Raw genomic sequence first — 16,927 nt, 5'->3', positions numbered from 1 at the left:
GCTTGCGACCAGGAGACGGTGGGGACTTGGCTGATCCGCTCAAGAGGTGCCGGCGCGTACGGCGGTCGCCGCCAAGGTGGTGTAGGTCATCGTGAAGCGTCCGCCCAGGGAATCGATGGCTCCCCCCACCGCGTCCAGCACCTCGGCCAGCTGATCGGGACGGAGTTGGGTGAGGCCGCCGGTCGTGGGGAGCAGGTCCAGCCATTGGTCACGCGTGTAGGACTGTTCCCAGTCGAATCGCCACTGTTCGGGCTCCTCGAACTGTCCGGTCTCGCGGATCTTGTCGGCGACCTTCGCGTAGGCCGCCCGGTAGAGGTCGAGTGGACGTCGGGCCGGTTGACCGTTGAGCGGGGAGTCGGGCGCCACCCGCCGATAGGCAGCGGCGAACGGTTCGGCCACCTCGGCAGGCGGCTCGTACACGTGCCCGAAGATCGCCAACCGACCGCCCGGACGCAGCACATGCGCCGCCTTCACGGCGCCGACGGCCGGATCCACCCAGTGCCACGACTGAGCGGCAATGACCGCGTCGAACGTCCGCCCGACCAGCTGCCAGGCTTCGAAGTCCGCCACCTCGACCTGCAGGCCACGAGCTCGGGCGAAGTCGGCCATCCGCGCATCAGGCTCCACGCCGAGCACGGCGCAGCCGGCGGCCTGGAACTGGCGGGCTGCGATACCGGTGCCGCAGCCGACATCGAGCACGTCAACTCCCGGAATGTCGGCGACGATTCGGGCCACCAACTCATCGGGGTAGCTGGGCCGGGCCTGGTCGTAGCGTTGCGCGTCAGCGCCGAATGACTCGGCCATCCGGCGGGCCTTGTGCGGCTCCGACCGGGATGGATCCGGTTGCTCTCGCGGTAAGGTGGGCATGCGCCCACCTTAGTGGGCGCATGCCCACTACGCCATGGCTGGCAGCGAGTTGACGCACGAGAGGACCTGTGGATGCCGACTGGGGTACACCTTCGCGACGCGCGTCAGCATCTGTTCGACGCTGCCGAACGCGTGCTCCTGCGGGACGGACCCAACGGGCTGACCAGCCGGGCCGTCACCGACGAGGCGGGCTGCGCCAAAGGCGTCCTGCACCGGCACTTCACCGACTTCGACGCCTTGCTCACCGACCTCGTGCTCGACCGGGCCGCGCAGCTCGAGACGCAGGCGATCGCGCTGCGCGAGTCCGCCGGAACCGGCACGGTGGCCGGCAACCTCACCAGCGCGCTGACGACCCTGTTCGGGCCGGTTCCGGTGGCGATCATCCCGCTCATCACCTTCCGGGACGAGCTGCGCGCGCGACTGCGGCAAGCCAGGCCCGGGGGTGGGATCGCCATCCTCGCCGAGGCCACGACCGCGGTCTCCGCATATCTGGCCGACGAGCGTGAACTCGGCTGCATAGCGGCCGACGCCGACATCGACTCGCTCACCCTCTCCCTGGTGGGGGGCGGGCACCTCCTGTTCGCGGACCGCGACCCCGGCCCGCCGACCACGGCAGCCGTCAACAAGCTCGTGACAGCGGTTATCGCCGACGCCGTGCAACGGCGACCGACGTAGCACTTCGGACTTGCCGGGTGGGCGGCACGGGCCAATACCCTGAGCCCCGTCCGCACTATCTGGGAGTGACATGACAAGCAGGTTTACCGAGTTGGCCGTTGACTGCCACGATCCCGAGAGTCTGGCGGCCTTCTGGTGCCAGGTCCTGGACTTCAAAGTGATCGACCGGAGCGAGGGCAAGGTCGAGATCGGCTCGTGGGTACCGACCATCGAGGATGTCCGGGCACGCCAGATGCCGCCCACCCTGCTGTTCATCCGGGTGCCCGAGGCCAGGACGGTAAAGAACCGGCTTCACCTCGACATCAGCCCGATCGACAACAGCACCGACGACGAAGTGACCAGACTGCTCGGCCTCGGCGCCGCCAGGACCGATGTGGGTCAGGGCCCGGACTGCGGCTGGGTGGTCATGGCCGACCCCGAGGGCAACGAGTTCTGCGTCCTGCGCACCCTGGCACCGCAGAGCCGGCATGTAGTCGAGTCGTAGTCCGGGCCGAGCGCCACCCCGATCGGCCAGTACCGGTGAGGGCAGGTACCGCCGCGATCGAGGCGGCTCGTGGATCTGCCGGCCACCGCCATCGAGGAGGGCCGGGACCCGTCCTCGACGAGCGGCGTACCGTCCGACGCCGTCCAACGTCGTCTACCGCTGGTCAGACGGCCCGGCCTTACTTCAGGTGCCGGTCGAAGAACCGGCCCCCGTCCTCCACCTCGAACCACGGGGTACCGGTGTGCCGCCAAGATTGGCGTGCAGCGTCTTCTCCTTGGTGCCGAAGGCGTCGAACAGGTCCAGGGCCCGCTGCCGGGGGTTTCCCTCGTCATCCCACTGCAGCAGGAACAGCAGCGGAACGGTGACCTGCCGCGCCTTCTCGCGCTGGGCGCTGGGCACGAAACCCCCGGCGAAGAAGCCGGCGGCCGCGATGCGCGGTTCGACCACCGCCAGGTGAATGCCGAGGGCGGTCCACCCCGAGTACCCGACCGGGCCGCCGATCTCGGGCAGCGCCAGGAGGGTGTCCAGGGTGGTCCGCCATTCCGGGACCGCCTTTTCGACCAGTGGGCCGATGAAGGACTCGAAGATCTCGTCGACCGGCTCGCCGGCCTGCATCGCCCGGCGGAGGTCGGCGCGAGCCTGTTCGTCGGCGGCGGAACGGGGCCGGTCACCGCATCCGGCGGCGTCGATGGTGGCCACCGCGTAGCCCTGCGCCGCGGTGTGCCGGGCCCGGGCCACCAGTCGGGGTTCCGCCTTGGGCAGGCCGTTGTTGTGAGCCATCAGGATCAGCGGGGCCGGTGCGGCTGGTACGCCTGGTGCGGCGCATTCCGGCGTCCACAGAGTGCCGGGGATCTCGCCGAGGGTGAACTCGCGCTCAAGGACTCCGTCGTCGAGACGCTGTTCAGAAGTGAAATGCATGGTCGTGCCTTTCGGGAGAGCACTGGAACGGCACTCCCGGACGACCTATCGCCCGACCGTGACCCCGGAGGGGAGCACCCATGTCGATACTGCGTTCACGGGTACCACCTCCTCGTTCTCTCGCACGGCCTCCGGAAAGGTAGCAGTGGTCACCGTCGTTCGCCAACGGGTTTCCGCGGAGGCTCCGTGGCCGGATGCCACGGAGCCTCTCGCCCAAAGACCAAGGCCGTGTAGTTGTGGTTGGGGCCTTCGGACCTTCTCTTCTCGTGCTCTCTTCACGCTCTTTTCGCGAGGTGGAGGAGTCATGCCGGACACGCTTGCCCGGCACAACTCAGAAGCTCGTGTGCCGAGTAAGGGTGCGCGGACACGGATGGACGCCTCATCTAGAAGTAGTGCTTACGTCCACCCACCGCACGCCCGCTCGCGCCCAGGACCCACAGGACGGCGCCGACCACGACGAGTATGCCGCCGACCGTCGTCAGCAACGAGACACCGACCAGCAGGCCGATGATGAGCAAGATGACACCAAGGACAATCATGATTCTTCCTAACGTCTAGTCTCGGCGGTACGCGCGGCCTTCTGTCCGACCTGCAGTTCCCGCCCTCTGCACAGCCCTGAACAGGTGGAACCTGTCACCCGCGAACTGTGCGGCTGCTGGGCCGTTGCCGTGCTAGCTCCGTGTGCCCCTCTGCCGCCGACTCATGCGCGGGCGGGGCACCGCTTCGCCCGGGGCCCGTTGTTGATGGAGGCCGGTGGGACGGCCGCCGCGAGCGTGTGGGAGGTGGAGAGTTTCCGTGACGGCGTCACTGATGTGCAGGAAGCGTCAGCAATGGCCGCCACCCCCCTGCTGTGGCGGGCAGTTGGGCTGCACTTTCCGGGGGTTTCTGCCGGGGCCGACAGGCGTGCTGCCTGCCCCGGCCGGTATCGGCCTTGGGACGTGTCAGCGGGTGCGGCGGATGCGGATCGGGCCGCGGGTCTTCGTCGGATCGACGGGGCGGCCACCCTGGGTGATCTCCACTTCGCCGGCCGTGACCAGGCGCCGGGCCGCGCGGCGGACCGGTTCCATGAGCTCGCGCCAGCCGTCGTCGTCCCCTTGGTACACCGCCCGCGCGGCGTCGGAGGGGCAGATCGTCGAGGTCGGGCCACGCTGCTCCAGCAGGTCCAGGATGGCTCGCTCCAGGCGCCAGTCCGCGGTCCGTTCACTGTCCGTCACCGCGCAAGTGTCGCACCGGCGATGGCCGGAACCATGGCCCGGCAGGAGCGTGTCGGCTCAGCGGTGACGCCGACGCCGCGCCTGGCTCACCGGGTCTCGCGGAAGGATCAGCAGCCGCCGCAGTTGTAGTAGAGGACGTCCCAGTGGTTGCCCTCGTCGGCGTAGATGTTGCCGGACCCTGACTTGTACTGCGGGGCACCGTCACCGCGCGGGCCGATGTAGGTGAAGGTGTTCTTGACGTAGCTCGTGACGCAGGTGTTCTTGCCGTAGTCGAGCTTGTATCCGTTCCAGTGCGAGTAGGTGCCGCTCGCGTGGCCGGTCTCCGTGCCACCCGTGATGTTGAGGGCGCATCCGCTGGCGCGCTTGAGCGTCTGGGCGCCCTGGGCGGTGGCGAGGTTAAGTTGGTCGAAGGACGTACACGTCGGCTTGTTACGGTCCGAGCAGCCGCCGGAGGACGACCAGGTGATGCCGACCTCACGGAACATCGAGGTTGCGGTGGCGTGGCTGATCTTGGTGGCGGCGAAGGCGTCGGTGGCCGTGGTCAGGACGCCGAAGCCGGGGGCGATCAGGGCGCCGGTGGTGAGCGCGAGCGCGGTGAGTGCGGAGCGGATACGCATGGTGGTTCCTTCCTGCTGATGACCGTGCTGACGATGGGACGGCTGTGGTGCAGGTGGAGTAAGACGATGGTGCCCGGACCCACGCGCCTGAGCCAGAGGACAAAGCGGAATGCACAGTCGAGCTCCTGGATGGCACGCACACTGGCGTGGCACGTCCCAGGGTCCTTGCTGCTTGTCGCACCGCCCTCCTGATAGCCCGTCACAACCGGTGAAGGAGCCGTGTTCACGGTCCGGACGTTCGCTTCCCGTTCGCTTCCTGGGCAGGGCGGGTGACCGTATCGGAGGCGTCCGCGAGGACGCTGTGCGTTCCGCTGAAAATGGTCGGCATGCACTTGTCGCGGTAAGTCGCAGAGCCCAGCGGGACAGACACCGTCAGCCGCGAGGCAGCCGATGGACACTCACGGCATAGCCGCCGCCCTCGTAGGGGTGGGCGTCCCACGTCGCGAAGCGGTCGGCGAAGGTGAGGCCGGCCGCGGCGCAGCAGGCGTCGTACTCCGGCAAGGTGATGCCGGGCGGTACGGGCAGATGGGCTGCGTCCAGGCCGAATCCGGCGACCATCAGGCCGCCCGGGCGCAGGACCCCCGCCAAGCGGCTGACCACCGCCGCCTCGGTACCCGCGGCAAGGAGCGGGAAGATGTTGCCGGCGGCGACCACGAGGTCGAAGCCCACCCCGACATGAAGGTCGGCCGGGTCGAACGTGGCCAGGTCGGCCTGGATCCAGGGCAGTTCCGGCGCCTGCCTGCGCGCCACGGCCAGCATGGAGGCGTCCAGGTCGACCCCGACGCAGTCGTACCCGAGCTCCGCCAACCGGATCATGACCCGGCCCGTACCGCACCCGGCATCCAGCACCCGCGCCCCGGCGGGCACCAGCGCGGCACACAACCCCGCCTCACCGTGCATGTCCTTGCCACTGTCGGCCAGGGCCGCGAACCGGGCGGCGTAATCCTCCCCGGACGTCCCACCGGTCAGCTCTTCCCAACGACTCATGAACCACAGGGTAGGCGAGCGGTAGCAGTTGCCCGATTCACCACTCTGGTCGTGAGTGGGCGCGCACGCCCCGCGCAGACCTCCCTCGTCCACGCCGGAGGCGGCCGTTGAAGCCGACGTCGGGCGCCCTGGGGCTCAATGCGCCACCGCGCACTTCGTAGATCGTCAGTACGTCAGCGTCCAGAAGTGCGCCGCGGTAAGCGTGTGACCGATGGGCAGGGTATGGAAATCCATCGCAGACCTCTCTCATCAAGGAGGACACGTGGCTGCCGAGCACTACCTGATGACGGGTGCCACAGGGTTCGTCGGGGGAGCCACCGTCCTGGAACTCCTGGAGCGGACCGACGCGGTCCTCTCGTGCGTGGTCAGAGCGCGAGGGGACGAGATGGCCACCGAGCGGCTCAAGGGAGCGCTTCACCGTGCCGCTCAGGTGTACGGGCGAGCGGATCTGGTGGGCGAGATCGACGCACGTTGCCGCGGCATCGCCGGTGACCTCACCCTGCCCGACCTGGGAGTCACTTCGAGCCTTGGCCCCGTCGACCAGATCTGGCACGTGGCCGCGTCCCTCGCCTTCGAGGACTCGGGCAAGGACGAGATCCTCAACCAGAACGTGCAGGGCACCCGGCACGCGGTCACGCTGGCGAAACGGTTCGGCGTCTGCGTCTTCAACCATGTCAGCACCGCCTACGTGTCGGGCAGCAGAACGGGCCGGATCGCTCCCGACCCCGTCTCCCACGACGACGACTGCAACAACTGGTACGAGCGCAGCAAGGTGGCGGCCGAACACGTCGTCACCACAGCGGGGTTCGACTGTTTGCGGATCTTCCGGCCGAGCGTCGTGATCGGGCACAGCGAGAGCGCGGGCACGACCAGCAGCAGCGGACTCTACGGATTCATCTCCGCACTCACGCAGTACCGCGCCGAACTCACGGAATCCCTCGGCGACGTGATGGCGACCCGGCCGCTGCGCCTCCGGATGACCGCGGACTCGCTCACCAACTACATCCCGGTGGACCGGGTCGCCACGGCCGCGGTAGGTGTGGCCCGCGCGAGCGACCGGTCCGGTATCTACCATCTGGCCAACGCCGAGCAACTCCCCGTGCACGCCATGCTCAAGGCGGTCTTCGACGCCCTCGGCCTGCCCGGCCCGACCTGTGTCGCGGACGAGTCCGACCTGGCCCTGGTCGACCTCAAGGCCGACCGGCTCTGCACGTTCTACCGCCACTACACCAACGGCACCCGCGAGTTCGACCTGGACTCCGTCGAGCAGCTCATCGGCCGCGACATCCTCAACGTATCGATGTCCCGGGAGCGCCTGGCCGACTTCATCGACGCGTTCGTCCAAGGGACCTAGAAGACCCAGGAGATCCAGGAGACCCGGGAGACCCAGGGCACTGGCGAGCAAGAGACAGAGGCCTCACATGAACCACATCGATCTTGACACCCGTCCGCTGAACGCTGACACGCGACCGGGCGGTCCACGCAGTCAGCGCATCAAGGATGAGCTCGCCCAGAGCCGCCAGGACGCAATCGTCCAGGCGATCGCTCGGCTCGACGAGCCTCTCCACGTCATCGAGTCCGACGCCGGTTTCACCCTGGGGAAGAAGTCGCCGGCGCGGGGCGTCGCAGGAGTCCTTCCCCCGTTTCCCCCAGAGCGCCTTGGCGACCGGTCCTTCTGCACGGCACACGGAGCGCGTCTCCCCTACGTCGCCGGGGAGATGGCGGGCGGTATCGCCACGCCTCGCATGGTCATCGCCATGGCCCGGGCCGGCATGATGGGCTTCTTCGGCGCGGGCGGACTGCCCCGTGAACGGGTCGCCGCGGCCGTGGCCGAGCTCACGGCCGCCCTGCCCGGCCACCGGAACTGGGGCGTCAACCTGCTGCACGCGCCCTCGGAGCCCGCCGCCGAGGAGCGCACAGCGGAGTTGCTGCTGGCCCACCGTGTGCCCGCCGTCTCCGCCTCGGCGTTCATGCAGCTGACGCCGGCCGTGGTCCGGGTGGCCGCTCATGGCCTGACCCGGGACGTCCAGGGCGCGGTGCGGCGCACGACACGGCTCTTCGCCAAGGTCTCCCGGCCCGAGGTGGCCGCCCAGTTCATGGCGCCCGCCCCGGCCGAACTCCTGCGCCCGCTCGTCGAAAGGGGACTGCTCACCCCGGGCGAGGCCGAACTGGCCGCCACGGTGCCGGTCGCCGAGGACATCACCGTGGAGGCCGACAGCGGCGGCCACACGGACAACCGCCCCCTGACGGTGCTCCTCCCGGTGATGCTGGCCCTGCGTGACACCCTGACCGAACGGCACGGCTACAGCCGTCCGATCCGGATCGGCGCCGCAGGGGGCATCGGCACCCCGGGCGCCACGGCCGCGGCGTTCGCTCTCGGTGCGTCGTACGTGGTCACCGGCTCGGTCAACCAGGCCTCCGTGGAGTCCGGGTTGTCCGCCGACGCCAAGGCGCTGCTCTCCCAGGCCGGCCTCGCGGACGTGGCCATGGCTCCAGCCGGCGACATGTTCGAGCTCGGTGTCCGCCTTCAAGTGCTGCGCAGGGGAACCATGTTCGCCGGGCGGGCCGAGCACCTCTACCAGGTCTACAGCGCATACCCGTCATGGAGCGCCGTACCTGAAGCCGACCGCACGAAGATCGAACGAGACGTCCTGCGGGCCCCGTACGAGCAAGTGTGGGCCGGGGCGCGTACGTACTGGATGGAGCGCGAGCCCGGCCAGGTGGAGCGGGCCGAGCGCGATCCGCGGCACCGGATGGCGCTGGTCTTCCGCTGGTACCTGGGCATGTCCAGCCGCTGGGCCGTCCAGGGCGAGACCGCCCGGCGCACCGACTACCAGATCTGGTGCGGCCCGGCGATGGGCGCCTTCAACGAGTGGGCCGCCGACGGATTCCTGGCCGACCCGGCCAACCGCTCGGTGGTGCAGATCGCCCGGAACCTGCTCACCGGCGCCGCTGCCATCACCCGCGCTCACCAGCTGCGCGGCTGCGGCGTCGAGGTACCCGCCGCGGCCTTCGCGTTCCCCGCCCGACCGCTGGCCTAGGCACTGCCGCGCGGACCGCGGGAGGAGCGAGCCCGCCCGGGCACTGGCCCGCGAACCGCGGGAGGAGCAGGCCGCCCGGCCACTGGCCCGCGGCCCGCGAAAGGAGCGAAAGGAGCGAGACCATGAACGACCACGCCCAGTCCGTGCCCATCGCCGTGGTGGGTATCGGAGCCCTGCTGCCCGGGGCGCGAGACGCCGAGCAGAGCTGGCGGATGATCCTGGGCCGCCAGGACCTCATCACCGAGGTGCCCGCCGACCGCTGGCTGGCACAGGATCTCCTCGCCGACGACCAGCCGGACGGGGCGTACGTCTCACGGGGTGGCTTCCTGCCCCGCGTCGACTTCGATCCCGTGGCCTACGGAATGCCGCCGCAGTCGCTGCCCGCCACCGACTCCGCCCAGCTGCTCTCCCTGCTCGTCGCGGACCAGGTGCTCCGCGATGCCACCCATGAGCAGCTCGATGCCCTCGACCGCGACAAGGTGAGCGTCATCCTCGGGGTGACGGGCTATCTGCCGCTGGCCGCGCACATGGCCATGCGTACGGGCCGGCCGATCTGGCTGAAGGCGTTCCGGGAGGCCGGGCTGCCCGAGAGCCGGGCACAGGAGCTGTGTGAGCGCATCCTGGAGCACATGGTGCCCTGGCAGGAGGCCACCTTCCCCGGGCTGCTGCCCAATGTGGCGGCAGGCCGGATCGCCAACCGGTTCGACCTGCACGGCACCAACCACACCACCGACGCCGCCTGCGCCAGCTCGTTCGCGGCACTGACGACCGCGATCGACGCGCTGACGCTCAGGCGATGCGATCTGGCCGTGACCGGCGGGACGGACACGGTCAACGACGAGCTGATGTTCACCTGCTTCAGCCAGACTCCGGCGCTGTCGCCCACCGGGGACTGCCGGCCCTTCTCCGACCACGCCGACGGCACACTCCTCGGTGAGGGCGTGGTGATGTTCGCCCTCAAACGGCTGGCAGACGCGGAGCGCGACGCCGACCAGGTCTACGCGGTGATCCGGGGTGTCGGTGCCTCGTCCGACGGCAAGGGCAACGCCATCTACGCCCCGCTGCCCGCCGGTCAGGAACGGGCACTGCGCCGGGCGTACGAAGCGGCGGGCTACGGCCCCGATACCGTAGAACTGGTCGAGGCGCACGGGACTGGGACCAAGGCAGGCGACCGCGCCGAATTCGAGGCACTGACCTCGGTGTTCGGATCCGCGGGGCGCACCGGGGCTCCCTGGTGCGCGCTCGGGTCGATCAAGTCGCAGATCGGCCACACCAAAGGTGCGGCGGGCGCGGCGGGCCTCTTGAAGACGGTCCTTGCCCTGCACCACCGAGTTCTTCCGCCGACCATCAAGGTGGAGCGGCCCAACCCGGATCTCGCGTTCGCGACCAGCCCCTTCTACGTGAACACCCGCGCACGACCGTGGGTGGGCGCGGACCGGCCACGGCGCGCGTCGGTCTCCAGCTTCGGTTTCGGCGGCACCAACTTCCATGTCGCGGTGGAGGAGTTCGTCCCCTCCGCGGAGGGATCAGCGCGGCCCGCCCGTCGGCTGCGTTCGGCGACGGCCGAGCTGCTGCTGTTCAGCGGGGCCACTCTCGACGAGATGCGCGACGGGGTCGGCCGGGCCGAGGACTCGCCCCTCCCCCTCCCGGAACTGGCCCGCGCCTCGCAGACACGGTTCGAGGCCGGGGCAGAACACCGGCTCGCCCTGGTGGTCGAGCACCCCGGTGAGCTCGCGACCAGGCTCGCCCAGGCAGTGGACCTGCTCGACGGGGCGGGAGAAGACGGCTTTTCCACGCCGAACGGCACCTACTACGCTCGCGGAGCCGCCGACGGGGGGTCCCTGGCGTTCCTCTTCCCGGGGCAGGGCGCCCAGTACGTGGGCATGGGCTCGGAGCTGGCGACCCAACACCCTCCGGCGCAGCGCGTATGGGATCAGGTGGGCGCCCTGGACTTCGGCGTACAGCCGTTGCACCAGGTGGTTTTCCCTCCTCCCGTCTTCACCGAGGAGGAGCGGACCGCTCAGCAGGACCGTCTGACGTCGACCGAGTGGGCTCAGCCGGCACTCGCGGCACACAGCCTGGCCGTCCTCGCGATGCTGACCGAGCTGGGCCTCGAACCAGCATGCGTGGCGGGTCACAGCTTCGGCGAGCTGATCGCGTTGCACGCCGCGGGCTCCTTCGGGGCGGATACGTTGATGCGCCTTGCCCGGCGGCGCGGCGAACTCATGCGGGACGCGGCGTCCACGCCCAGTGGCATGCTCGCCGTCAGCGCCTCCCGGGCCCGGGCCGAGGCGTTCCTGGAGTCGGAGGGGCAGGACCACGTCTGGGTGGCGAACGACAACGCGCCCGAACAGGCCGTCCTCTCCGGCACGGCCGAAGCGCTGGACGCTCTGGCCGATCGCCTTCGCGCCACAGGAATCACGGCCAAGCCACTGCAGGCCTCGGCGGCGTTCCACAGCCCCCTTGTCTCCTCCGCCTGCCGCCCCTTGGCGGACTTTCTCGCCGAATGCCCCATCGAGCCCCCGGCCATCGAGGTCTATGGAAACGCGGACGCCGCGCGCTATCCCCGTTCGGGCGATCCCGACGCGGTACGCGGCCGGATCAGTGAGCACCTCTCGACACCGGTGCGGTTCGTCGAGGAGATCGAGGCCATGTACGAGGCGGGGGTGCGCACGTTCATGGAGGTGGGCCCGGCGGGAACCCTCACCGGCCTGGTGGATCGTGTCCTGGAAGGGCGCCCGCATCTGGCGGTCGCGACCGACGGGCGGGGCAAGGACGGAACCGTCGCCCTCTTCGAGGCACTGGGACAACTGGCCGTACGCGGTGTGGAGATGGACTGGTCGGCGCACTGGCTGCCGTACGGGCCACCCCGTCAGGCGGCCACTGAACCCGGTTTCTCGATCGGCGTCGACGGCAGCAATCAGGGCCGCCCCTACCCGCCCGAGGGCGGCGCCGCGGCGTTGCCCGCACCCAATCCGGAAAGCCCCGCCATGGGGCGGCAAGAGATCGTGGAGAGTGATGACATGCCCGCGGGGCCCGCTCAGCAACACGTGCACGACGAAGTACAGCGCCGGGCAGCCGAGGCCCACGCTGACTACCAGCGGTACATGGCCGAGGCGCATCTGGCCTTCCTGCGCCTCACCCAGGAGTCGTTGGTGGGCCTGCGGGAACGGTCTGGCGGTGGCGCCCCCTCCGAGGAACTCCCGGTGTCCGTGCCGACTGCCGTTCCGCAGGCGCAGGCGCAGGCCGCGCCTGCGGAGCCTGTCCCTGTCCCGTCACCGGCCCAGCCTGCGGACTCGACCGCTCCCACCGCAATTCCCGCCGACGCTTCTACCAGTGCCCCCGCAGGCGGCACCCCGGTGGAAGAGGCCCTCCTGAGCGCGGTGTCCGAACGTACCGGCTATCCGAAGGAACTCCTCAACCTCGACATGGAGTTGGAGAAGGAACTCGGAATCGACTCGATCAAACGGGTCGAGATCATGTCGATGCTCCGCAGGACCCTCGGTGACCTGGGCGTGCCCGCAGAGGAGTTGGCTTCGTGCCGAACATTGCAGCAGATCACTGACAGGCTCCAGGGAAATTTCCGCTAGGCCCGGCCACCCGGACCCCGGCTGCCGGGCCACCTCCCGAACCCCATCTCGTACGAATGGAACTCACCGCTCTTCCTGCACCGGCGACGGGCCTGGCCATGGCCGGGCTGTGGGACGGGCCCCTGTACATCGTCGACGACGGCGCACACCTGGCCGAACCGCTCGCCGACCGGCTCGGCCACCACGGAGTCGACGCACGGTGGGTCGCCACCGGCGCCGGACTTCCCCCCGACGCCCAGAACGTCGTCCTGCTCACCGGGCTCGCACCGGTGGAAGACACACACGGCACACAAGGCGTACAGAGGGCCCTGGATCTGCAGTATGAGGCCTTCCGCGTCGCGCGGCGGTTGGCACGACGGCTCACGGACAACGACGATGTGAATGGTGACGGGGAGAACGACTGCGGTGTGTTCGTGACCGTCCAGGACACCGGCGGCGACTTCGGACTGAGCGGTCGGCAAGGCGAGCGGGCTTGGCTCGGTGGCCTGGCCGCTTTGGCCCGTACCGTGGCCAAGGAGTGGCCCAGCGCCTCGGTCAAGGCGATCGACTGCGAACGAACGGGCCGTGGGCCGCGCGAGCAGGCGGCCGCGATCGCCGAGGAACTCCTGTCCGGTGGCCCCCTGTTGGACGTCGGACTGCGAGCGGACCGCACCAGGGTCACACCGCACCCTTGCGCCGTGCCCCCATTCCGCGACGGCGCGGACACCCGCATCGGGCCCGACTCCGTTGTCGTCGTGACGGGTGGCGCTCGCGGTGTCACCGCTGCCGGGCTGCTCGCCCTGGCACGGGCCCGGCGCCCCCGGCTCGCGCTGTTGGGGCGGACCCGCCTGACCGAGGAGCCGCCGGGCCTGCCGACTGGCAGCGCCGAAGAGGTGACGCGCGCGCTCGCCTCACTGCGGGGTCGGGGCGCCGGGTCAAGCCCCTCCGAACTCGCCGCCGACGTACGGCAGATCATGGCCGTCCGCGAGGTGCGAGCGGCCCTTGCCGCGATCGAGGAAGCCGGATCTCAGGTGCGCTACGAGACGGTGGACGTGGGCGACATGGCGGCCCTCCCCCGCTGCCTGGAGCGGATCCGCGACGACTGGGGGCCGGTCACCGGCATCGTGCACGCCGCCGGTGTACTGGCCGACAGGCTCGTCGCCGACAAGACCGACGAGCAGTTCACCCAGGTCATGCGCACCAAGGCCACCGGACTGCGTGCCTTGCTGGACGCGACCGCCGAGGATCCACTGAAGCTGATCAGTGTGTTCTCGTCCGTCGCGGCGACGTTCGGGAATCCCGGCCAGTGCGACTACGCCATGGCGAACGAGACCCTCACCCAGGTGATGGCCGCCGAGTCCACACGGCGCCCCGACTGCCGGGTGAAATCACTGATCTGGGGTCCCTGGCGCGGCGGAATGGTCACGCCCGAACTCGCCGCCCACTTCGACCGCCACGGCACACCGTTGCTCCCCCTCGACACCGGCGCCGAGGCCTTCGTGGCCGAGCTGGAATCGCGCGCACCCCACGCCATCATCACCGGCTCACCCGGCGCCGCCGCGGCCCCGCGGCCACTGGCCGCCGTGTCCGAACCCGCTGCGGCACAGGTCACGGTGACCGCGCGGAGCCATCCGCAGCTGGCCGACCACGTCATCGCGGGCGACCCGGTGCTTCCTCTCGCCCAGACCCTGGAATGGTTCACCGCCGCCGCGCGCTCCTGGCGCCCGACGTCGCCGAGGGTTCTTCTACGAGACGTACGCGTCCTGAGGCGGGCCGTCCCCGACCAACTCGACACGGACGGCGCCCGGTTCACCTTGCGGGCCGACCGGAGCGACACGCACGCGCTGAGCGTCGAGTTGCACGGCGCCGGGAGCACACCCCACTGCAGGGCGCGAATCGCCGCGGCCCCGCACGAGACCACCGGCATCGTGCCGCCCGGCGAACTCGAACCCTCCCGTCGAAACCCCCTCTACGACGGTCACACGCTCTTCCACGGGCCGCTGTTCCAGTCGCTGGCCACGATCGAAGGCATCTCCCTCACCGGCGCTCGGGCAACACTCACCGGGCTGCGGGAGATGGGCTGGTCCGGCGAGACCTGGCAGACCGACCCGGCAGCGGTCGACGGCGCACTGCAGCTCGCCGTGGCCTGGGCGGAGGACCTCTTCGGGGACGCGACCCTGCCGATGGCCATCGGAGAGTTCCACGCCCCGCGCCTGGGTCCCGCGCGGGGCCCGGTCACCTGCGTACTGCGAGCCGTGCCCCCGCAAACCTCCCACGCCCAGTGCCATTTGAAGCTGACCGACGACGAGGGGCTGCTCGCCGACATCCGGGATCTCGAACTCGTCCTGAGGCCCTCATGACCACCCCCGACCGCGTCTTCGCCAGGGACCAGCTCGAAGAGCTCTCCCACGCCCCGGTCTCCCAGGTGTTCGGCCCCCGCTACGCGATCCAGGACGACAGGGCACGCCAGACCCGTCCGCCCAAGCCCCCGCTGCTCCTCATCGACGAGGTCACCGGCCTTGAGGGCACCCCGGGCACGCTGGGGGCGTCCGGGACACCGTGTCGGGGCTCGATCCGGACCCGGACCTTCGTGCGGCCGGACCGCAGCTTCGTCGACCACACGGCCCGCATGTACCCAGGCCTGACGATCGAGAGCACACAGTCTCTGCTCGTACTGCTCAGCTGGCTGGGCGCGGACCTGGACAACGACGCGCAGCGGGTCTTCCGGCTCCTGGGGTACGAGGCGACCTTCCACGGTGCCGGTGCCCCCGTGGCCGGCGAGACCTCGGTCGCGGATGTCCGCATCCTCGACCACGCCCGGCAGGACCAGTCCCTGATCGTCTTCTTCGAGGCGGACTGCCGGGTCGCCGACGAGCTGCGGCTCACCATCCGCAACGCCCAGGCCGGCTACTTCTCCTATCAGGAGCTCGCTGCCGCCCCCGGAGTGCGGTGGACCCCAAGCCGGTCCGCCCCGCCGCCGGGGCGAGCGGCTCCCACCGCCGTTAGCCCCCGCTCGCGCGCGTTCGGCCCCACCCTGGTCCGGGCGTTCGCGGACGGCAGGGCCGCCCACTGCTTCGGCCCCGACTGGCCGCCGTCCGGCTCACCGCGGCTGCCGTCCGGTGACATGTTGCTCCTCGGCGACGTCACGGAATTCGCCCCCTCCGGAGGCCCCTGGGCACGCGGCTATCTCCGGGCCGAGACCCTCGTCCACCCGGACGCCTGGTATTTCGCCGCCCACTTCCATCACGACCCGGTCATGCCCGGCAACCTGACACTGGACGGCTGCCTGCAGGCCATGAGCTTCCACCTGGCCGCTTCGGGCTTCACCATCGGCAGGGACCACTGGCGCTTCGAAGCGGTCCCGGACCACCCGTTCGTGGTGCGCTTCCGGGGCCAAGTGACCCCGGCCGCGAACCGGGTGACGTACGAGGTCTTCGTATCACACCTGGTCACGCACCCGTACCCGACACTCATCGCGGACGTCCTGGTCACCGTCGACGGCCTCAAGGCACTGCACGCCGAACGCCTGGCTGTGCGTCTCGCTCCCTGCGGGGGAACGACCGGGCCTGTAGGGACGCGGCGGGCCGGGAAGTGACGGTGGCACTGCGTGCTCTGGTGCCGCGGGCCGCCCGCTTCGGCGACTTCCGCCCGCCGCCCGTCGACGACGCGCCCGGCGACCTCCGGTCGGGCATCGACCGAGTTCTCGCCACGCCGCGTCGGCAGTTGCGGCACGAACTGAGTCTTCTGAGCGCGAGCGGCGGCCGCCCCCCGGCCGGCGCGGAACCGTGTCGGGGCGGACACAGCGGCCGATCGGGCTCAGGGCTGCTGAAAGGGCACACCAGGCCGCATCCCCAGTCCTGCATCGCCGACGGAATCTTTACCCATGGCGAGGCCCTCGTCGTCGGGACGATGTCCGACTGCGCCGAGATGCCCTACGACGACATGTTCTCGATGAACGCCGTCCTCTGGAGCGACAACCGGTGGACGGCGTCCGCCTCCTAGCGGGTGGGGTGAAGAACGCGTCGCGCCGTTCTAGCGAGTGGCGAGCCGCTCCAGCAGGGCCGCGCTCCGACCGAGCAACTCCCGCTCGTCATCGGTGAGTTCGGCCTCGATGGCCTGCGCGAGCCAGCCGACCCTGCGGCCGCGCTCCGCTTCGAGCGCGGCCCGGCCCGCGTCCGTCAGTTCGACCAGTGACTTGCGGCCGTCCGTGGGGTGCGCCCGGCGCGTGATCAGGTTCTGTTCCATGAGCAGCCCGACCGCCCGGGCCATCGACTGGGGACGTACGCGCTGATCGGTGGCGAGGTCGCTTGTGGTCATGGCGCCGTCGCGGTCGAGTGCACCGAGCACGGCGACCTGACCCAGCGGGATGCGGTCCTCGTGTGTGACGCGTCGGGTGAGCTTGCCCATCGCGGTGCGCAGTTCGGCGGCGATGGCGGCGGCTTCCGAGGTGGGCATAGGGCACTTTACCCCGTTGATCAGCATTGCTGCACACCCGACCTGCACAGCAATGCTGTACAGCACAACTGAGCAGCATTGCTGTAGTGTTTGGCCTTGT

General features: G+C 70.0%; 14 protein-coding genes and 1 pseudogene. 8 read left to right on the top strand and 7 right to left on the bottom strand.

Features of this window, described 5'->3' with window-relative positions:
- Window positions 1-39 precede the first annotated feature (39 nt).
- Window positions 40-867, bottom strand: a complete 828-nt coding sequence (locus tag AB0E78_RS35820; protein WP_361841933.1) for a class I SAM-dependent methyltransferase — start codon at window positions 865-867, stop codon at window positions 40-42.
- A gap of 72 nt (window positions 868-939) precedes the next feature.
- Between AB0E78_RS35820 and AB0E78_RS35815 the strand changes: the two genes are divergently transcribed.
- The gene (locus tag AB0E78_RS35815) at window positions 940-1,542 is read left to right on the top strand and encodes a TetR/AcrR family transcriptional regulator (protein WP_361841931.1); all 603 of its coding nucleotides are present in this window, start codon (window positions 940-942) and stop codon (window positions 1,540-1,542) included.
- Window positions 1,543-1,612: 70 nt separating this feature from the next.
- Complete coding sequence (locus AB0E78_RS35810) at window positions 1,613-2,026, top strand: VOC family protein (RefSeq protein WP_361841928.1); 414 nt, start codon at window positions 1,613-1,615, stop codon at window positions 2,024-2,026.
- A 178-nt stretch (window positions 2,027-2,204) separates the two neighbouring features.
- Here the strand turns inward: AB0E78_RS35810 and AB0E78_RS35805 are convergent.
- The 5 genes and pseudogenes from AB0E78_RS35805 to AB0E78_RS35785 form a co-directional block, all read right to left on the bottom strand.
- Window positions 2,205-2,944 (bottom strand): annotated as a pseudogene (locus tag AB0E78_RS35805) (alpha/beta hydrolase).
- 383 nt (window positions 2,945-3,327) lie between these two features.
- Window positions 3,328-3,483 carry a DUF6131 family protein gene (locus tag AB0E78_RS35800; RefSeq protein ID WP_361841925.1) on the bottom strand — a complete coding sequence of 52 codons (156 nt, stop codon included), beginning with the start codon at window positions 3,481-3,483 and terminating at the stop codon, window positions 3,328-3,330.
- Between the two features lie 402 nt (window positions 3,484-3,885).
- A complete protein-coding gene (locus AB0E78_RS35795; protein ID WP_361841922.1) occupies window positions 3,886-4,158 on the bottom strand; it encodes a DUF3253 domain-containing protein in 273 nt (90 codons plus the stop codon).
- 107 nt (window positions 4,159-4,265) lie between these two features.
- Window positions 4,266-4,775, bottom strand: coding sequence for a hypothetical protein (locus AB0E78_RS35790; protein WP_361841919.1), 510 nt, complete (start codon window positions 4,773-4,775; stop codon window positions 4,266-4,268).
- 372 nt (window positions 4,776-5,147) lie between these two features.
- A complete protein-coding gene (locus tag AB0E78_RS35785; protein WP_361841916.1) occupies window positions 5,148-5,762 on the bottom strand; it encodes a class I SAM-dependent methyltransferase in 615 nt (204 codons plus the stop codon).
- A 262-nt stretch (window positions 5,763-6,024) separates the two neighbouring features.
- Here AB0E78_RS35785 and AB0E78_RS35780 point away from each other — a divergent pair, with 262 nt between their 5' ends.
- The 6 genes from AB0E78_RS35780 to AB0E78_RS35755 all read left to right on the top strand — a co-directional run bounded on the left by AB0E78_RS35780 (window position 6,025) and on the right by AB0E78_RS35755 (window position 16,374).
- Window positions 6,025-7,116 (top strand): SDR family oxidoreductase, encoded by a 1,092-nt coding sequence (locus AB0E78_RS35780; RefSeq protein ID WP_361841914.1) that lies wholly within the window; start codon window positions 6,025-6,027, stop codon window positions 7,114-7,116.
- Between the two features lie 67 nt (window positions 7,117-7,183).
- On the top strand, window positions 7,184-8,803 hold the full coding sequence (locus tag AB0E78_RS35775) for a PfaD family polyunsaturated fatty acid/polyketide biosynthesis protein (protein ID WP_361841911.1): 1,620 nt from the start codon (window positions 7,184-7,186) through the stop codon (window positions 8,801-8,803).
- A gap of 122 nt (window positions 8,804-8,925) precedes the next feature.
- Window positions 8,926-12,393 carry a beta-ketoacyl synthase N-terminal-like domain-containing protein gene (locus tag AB0E78_RS35770; protein ID WP_361841908.1) on the top strand — a complete coding sequence of 1,156 codons (3,468 nt, stop codon included), beginning with the start codon at window positions 8,926-8,928 and terminating at the stop codon, window positions 12,391-12,393.
- A 56-nt stretch (window positions 12,394-12,449) separates the two neighbouring features.
- Window positions 12,450-14,732: an SDR family NAD(P)-dependent oxidoreductase gene (locus AB0E78_RS35765; RefSeq protein WP_361841906.1), complete on the top strand. Its 2,283-nt coding sequence runs from the start codon at window positions 12,450-12,452 to the stop codon at window positions 14,730-14,732.
- Window positions 14,729-15,967 carry a beta-hydroxydecanoyl-ACP dehydratase gene (locus AB0E78_RS35760; protein ID WP_361841903.1) on the top strand — a complete coding sequence of 413 codons (1,239 nt, stop codon included), beginning with the start codon at window positions 14,729-14,731 and terminating at the stop codon, window positions 15,965-15,967. Before AB0E78_RS35765 ends, AB0E78_RS35760 begins: the two co-directional genes overlap by 4 nt.
- 2 nt (window positions 15,968-15,969) lie before the next feature.
- On the top strand, window positions 15,970-16,374 hold the full coding sequence (locus AB0E78_RS35755; RefSeq protein ID WP_361841901.1) for a hypothetical protein: 405 nt from the start codon (window positions 15,970-15,972) through the stop codon (window positions 16,372-16,374).
- 30 nt (window positions 16,375-16,404) lie between these two features.
- Here the strand turns inward: AB0E78_RS35755 and AB0E78_RS35750 are convergent, their stop codons facing one another.
- Complete coding sequence (locus AB0E78_RS35750) at window positions 16,405-16,827, bottom strand: MarR family transcriptional regulator (RefSeq protein ID WP_361841898.1); 423 nt, start codon at window positions 16,825-16,827, stop codon at window positions 16,405-16,407.
- Window positions 16,828-16,927 lie beyond the last annotated feature (100 nt).

Origin of the sequence: Streptomyces sp. NPDC032198, from assembly GCF_040636975.1 — a bacterium.
In the GTDB taxonomy this organism is placed as follows: Bacteria; Actinomycetota; Actinomycetes; order Streptomycetales; family Streptomycetaceae; genus Streptomyces.
Note: the sequence above shows the minus strand (reverse complement) of the source record. Positions and strands in the feature narration are given on the sequence as shown.

Excerpts from the sequence above, each read along its gene's own strand:
- AB0E78_RS35815 (WP_361841931.1), top strand. The coding sequence starts at position 940 with ATGCCGACTGGGGTACACCTTCGCGACGCGCGTCAGCATCTGTTCGAC.
- AB0E78_RS35765 (WP_361841906.1), top strand. The coding sequence starts at position 12,450 with ATGGAACTCACCGCTCTTCCTGCACCGGCGACGGGCCTGGCCATGGCC.
- AB0E78_RS35810 (WP_361841928.1), top strand. The coding sequence starts at position 1,613 with ATGACAAGCAGGTTTACCGAGTTGGCCGTTGACTGCCACGATCCCGAG.
- AB0E78_RS35770 (WP_361841908.1), top strand. The coding sequence starts at position 8,926 with ATGAACGACCACGCCCAGTCCGTGCCCATCGCCGTGGTGGGTATCGGA.
- AB0E78_RS35760 (WP_361841903.1), top strand. The coding sequence starts at position 14,729 with ATGACCACCCCCGACCGCGTCTTCGCCAGGGACCAGCTCGAAGAGCTC.
- AB0E78_RS35790 (WP_361841919.1), bottom strand. The coding sequence starts at position 4,775 with ATGCGTATCCGCTCCGCACTCACCGCGCTCGCGCTCACCACCGGCGCC.
- AB0E78_RS35785 (WP_361841916.1), bottom strand. The coding sequence starts at position 5,762 with ATGAGTCGTTGGGAAGAGCTGACCGGTGGGACGTCCGGGGAGGATTAC.
- AB0E78_RS35750 (WP_361841898.1), bottom strand. The coding sequence starts at position 16,827 with ATGCCCACCTCGGAAGCCGCCGCCATCGCCGCCGAACTGCGCACCGCG.
- AB0E78_RS35800 (WP_361841925.1), bottom strand. The coding sequence starts at position 3,483 with ATGATTGTCCTTGGTGTCATCTTGCTCATCATCGGCCTGCTGGTCGGT.
- AB0E78_RS35820 (WP_361841933.1), bottom strand. The coding sequence starts at position 867 with ATGCCCACCTTACCGCGAGAGCAACCGGATCCATCCCGGTCGGAGCCG.
- AB0E78_RS35775 (WP_361841911.1), top strand. The coding sequence starts at position 7,184 with ATGAACCACATCGATCTTGACACCCGTCCGCTGAACGCTGACACGCGA.